Source organism: Nocardiopsis listeri, assembly GCF_020741345.1.
Classification (GTDB): Bacteria; Actinomycetota; Actinomycetes; order Streptosporangiales; family Streptosporangiaceae; genus Nocardiopsis; species Nocardiopsis listeri_A.
The window spans coordinates 1-2,824 of sequence record NZ_DYZD01000104.1; the positions used below are offsets into that span (position 1 = coordinate 1).

2 protein-coding genes are annotated in these 2,824 nt (G+C 68.9%); both read left to right on the forward strand.

Annotated elements, in window-relative coordinates; all coding sequences use genetic code 11:
- Nucleotides 1-1,916, forward strand: a 1,916-nt coding sequence (locus K8V84_RS06335) for a type I polyketide synthase (protein WP_304071653.1), incomplete at its 5' end; no start/stop codon positions are given.
- A partial coding sequence (locus tag K8V84_RS06340) for a beta-ketoacyl synthase N-terminal-like domain-containing protein (protein ID WP_304071654.1) occupies nucleotides 1,909-2,824 on the forward strand: 916 nt, incomplete at its 3' end. The genes K8V84_RS06335 and K8V84_RS06340, both read left to right, overlap by 8 nt.

Genomic DNA, 2,824 nt, shown 5'->3' on the forward strand with positions numbered 1-2,824 from the left:
TGTCGGTCGATGAGTTGGTGTTGCGGCCGGCTGGTGGGTTGGTGTCGGGTGGTGGGCCGTTGTACGGCTTGTCCTGGACACGAACCGAACCGACCACGACCGAACCCTCCGACGGCCCGGCCGGCGCGACCGTGCGCTTGGACCCCGGAGCCGGAGCGGACGCACTGGGTGCGTTGTCCGCCCCGATCCCATCGACGGTGGTGGTCCCCCTACGGACCTGGGAGGGCGATCTCACGGAGGCTCCGGCCGCTGCCAGGGCCGCCACCGCGAGCGCTCTCGAACTCCTTCGGACCTGGATCGCGGACGAGAGGTACGCCGACTCCCGGCTCGTCTTCGCCGTCACGGTCCCGACCATCGAAGCGGTCGATGACGACATCGTCACCGCGGCGGTGAGAGGTCTGGTCCGTGCGGCCCAGAACGAACACCCGGGCCGTTTCGGGTTGGTCTTCACCGACGATCCGGCCACGATGTCCCCCGCCCTCGACCTGTTGGACCGGGAGACCGAACTCCTGGTGTGGGAGGGAGAACCGCGGGCCCGCAGACTCACGCGGTCGGTCGAGAGCGACTCGTCCGAGACACCGGCACTGGACGGCACGGTCCTGGTCACCGGGGCCACGGGGACACTGGGCGGCCTGGTCGCGCGACACCTGGTCGAACGACATGGCGTACGCGGACTCGTCCTCGCGGGACGAAGGGGTGCCGAAGCCCCCGGCATGGCCGAGCTCGCCGACGAGCTCGGGGCCGAGGGGGTGCAGGTACGCGTCGTCTCCTGCGACGTGACGGACGCCCACTCGGTGGCGGCGGCGCTCGAAGAGGTTCCCGCGGAACTCCCGCTCAAGGCGGTGGTCCACGCGGCGGGCCTGCTGGACGACGGTGTCGTCTCCGGACTCGACCCCGATCGGATCGCGCACGTCCTCGCACCGAAGCTCGATGGCGCGGTGACCCTGTGGCACCAGGTCAAGGACCTCAAGCCGTCGGCCTTCGTGCTCTTCTCCTCGGTGTCGGGGACCCTTGGCGGGGCCGGGCAGGGAGCCTACTCGGCGGCCAACTCCGCGTTGGACGCGTTGGCCTCGCGACTGCGGAGCGAGGGCGCTCCGGCGACCTCGGTGGCCTGGGGTGTTTGGGGCGAGGACAGCGAGATGACCGCCAAGCTGAGCGACGCGGACCGCAAGAGGGTCTCGCGGTCCGGTATCGAGGTTCTGCGGACCGACGAGGCCCTGGAGCTCTTCGACTCGTCTTTGGCCTCGGGCGCGGCGTTCGTGGCGGCGGCCAAGTTCGCCTCCCGTCAGCTGCGGGACGCCGAATCGGACGGTTTCCTTCTGCCGATCCTTCGCGACCTCGTCCCCCGTTCGAGTAGGGCGCTTCCGGTCGCGGCCGCAGCTGACGAGGAACCCGGTTCGGGTACGGCCCCTCTGCCGGAGCGGCTGGCGGCGATGGCGGACGAGCAGCGTCGGGAACTGTTGCGGGGCCTGGTCGGGCAGACCGCGGCGACGGTGCTGGGCTATTCCGGCGCCGATGCGGTCGACCCGGACCGAGGGCTCCTCGACATCGGGTTCGACTCGCTCACGGCGGTCGAGCTCCGTAATCGCCTGGGGAAGGCGACCGGGCTTCGCCTCCCCGTGACGCTGCTCTTCGACTACCCCACCGTTCTGGGTATCGCGGACCACCTGTACGAGGAACTCATGCCGGACCCGGACGCGGCCCTGCGTGACCGTCTCGACTCCCTGGAACGCCAGATCCGGGAGATCGCCGAGGACGAATCCGCACGAGAGCGGTTGCGGACCCGGTTGCGGGCTGTTCTCGACGTGGAGCCCGAGAACGACGAGGAGTCGGGCGTGGTTTCCCGGATCGAGTCCGCGAGTGATGACGAGATGTTCGCCTTTATCGACCAGGAACTCGGTGTCGAAGATGAGTGAAGAGAAACTTCGTAGCTACCTCAAGAAGGTCGCGGCCGACCTCCACCGCACTCGCGAACAGCTCAAGAAGGAGCGGGAGGAGCGGAACGAACCCATGGCCATCGTCGGTATGGCCTGCCGCTTCCCCGGTGGGGTCACCACACCCGGAGAACTGTGGGATCTGGTGGACGAGGGGCGAGACGCCATCGCCCCCTTCCCGGAGGACCGTGGATGGGACGTCGAGTCCCTCTACGACCCCGAGGGGGTGACCCCCGGCAGCTCCTACTGCCGTGAGGGAGGGTTCATCGACACCGCGTACGAGTTCGAACCCGGGTTCTTCGGTATCTCCCCCCGGGAGGCCATGGCGATGGACCCGCAGCAGCGGTTGCTGCTGGAGACCTCCTGGGAGGCACTGGAGGACGCCGGGTTGAACGCGCATGGACTGCGTGGGAGCGACACCGGGGTCTTCACGGGGGTGATGTACCAGGACTACACCAGACGGGAACTGGACATCCCCGAGGACCTGGAGGGCTATACCGGCGCCGGTGGGTCGGGGAGCATCGCCTCCGGTCGGGTGTCCTACGTCTTCGGGTTCGAGGGGCCGGCGATCACCGTGGACACGGCGTGTTCGTCGTCGTTGGTCGCGCTGCACCTGGCCACGCAGGCGTTGCGCAAGGGCGAGTGCTCGATGGCACTGGTGTCGGGATCGATGGTGATGTCGACACCGGTCGCCTTCACCGACTTCAGCCGCCAGGGCGGGCTCGCGCGCGATGGGCGTTGCAAGGCGTTCTCCACCGAGGCCGACGGCACCGGCTGGGGTGAGGGTGTGGGCACTCTCGTGGTCGAACCGCTGTCTCGTGCGCGTGAGCGGGGGCATCGTGTGCTGGGTCTGGTGCGGGGCAGTGCGGTCAATCAGGACGGCGCGTCCA